We start from the raw sequence: 1,171 nt of genomic DNA, 5'->3' as shown, positions 1-1,171 counted from the left end.
CTAGTGTCCTGAGTTAAAAATTCATTGCCTTATTTGCGTTGTGTACTAACCTGGGTTGCAGGGTTCGCAAATAAGCGAGGCGATGATGAGAGGAAGACCGAAGGCGCCGCTGGTCTTGAGTGAAGCGGAGCGCGAACAGCTCACGGCGCTGACAATGCGGCGCAAGACCGCGCAGGCGCTGGCCTTGCGCGCACGCATTGTGCTGGCCTGCGCCGAGGGCATCGACAACAAGACGGTCGCGACAAGACAGCGTGTCACCTCGCATACGGTTTCGAAGTGGCGTTCGCGATTCATCAATCACCGCGTGGACGGGTTGCTCGATGCACCGCGCCCGGGAGCACCGAGGACGATCGAGGACTCCCAGGTAGACGCGCTCATTGCACGCACGCTTGAGTCCGTGCCCGCGGGAGCGACCCACTGGAGCACGCGCACAATGGCCCGCGAGATGGGGCTGTCGCAGACGGCCGTGACGCGGATATGGCGTGCCTTCGGGCTGCAGCCACACCGGCAGGAGACCTTCAAGCTCTCCAGCGATCCATTGTTTGTGGACAAGGTGCGCGATATCGTTGGGCTGTATCTGGACCCGCCGCTCAAGGCCATGGTGTTGTGCGTGGACGAGAAGAGCCAGATCCAGGCGCTGGACCGCACCCAGCCTATGCTGCCGCTGGCCCCGGGCATCCCTGAGCGACGCACGCACGACTATATGCGCCACGGCACAACCACACTGTTCGCGGCGCTCGACATCTCCACGGGCGAAGTCATTGGCGAACTGCATCGACGTCATCGCAGCAGTGAATTCCTGCAGTTCCTGCGCACCATCGAGGCCAACGTGCCACCCCAACTGGACGTCCATCTGGTGATGGACAACTACGGTACGCACAAGACCTCCTCGATCAATATCTGGCTGGCTCGCCATCCGCGTTTTCATGCGCATTTCACCCCGACCTCTGCTTCGTGGATTAACCAGGTCGAACGATGGTTTGCCACGCTCAGCGAGACATACATCCGCCGCGGCACTCATCGCTCCACCCGGCAACTCGAACAGGCTATTCGCCAATACATCCAGATCAACAACACTGATCCGAGACCTTTCAACTGGACCAAATCGGCCGACGACATCCTCGCCAGCGTCAAGCGATTTTGTCTACGAATCTCTAACTCGGGACACTAG

At 60.0% G+C, this 1,171-nt stretch carries 1 protein-coding gene; it reads left to right on the top strand.

Annotation, left to right across the window (positions count from 1 at the left end):
• Window positions 1-82: 82 nt before the first annotated feature.
• Entirely contained in the window at window positions 83-1,171 is a 1,089-nt protein-coding gene (locus P0D73_RS46475) for an IS630 family transposase (protein WP_408321345.1), read from the top strand.

The organism is Paraburkholderia sp. RL18-101-BIB-B, from assembly GCF_046026985.1.
GTDB lineage: Bacteria > Pseudomonadota > Gammaproteobacteria > Burkholderiales > Burkholderiaceae > Paraburkholderia.
The sequence above is the reverse complement of the archived record's forward strand: the minus strand, read 5'-3'. Positions and strand labels throughout refer to the sequence as shown.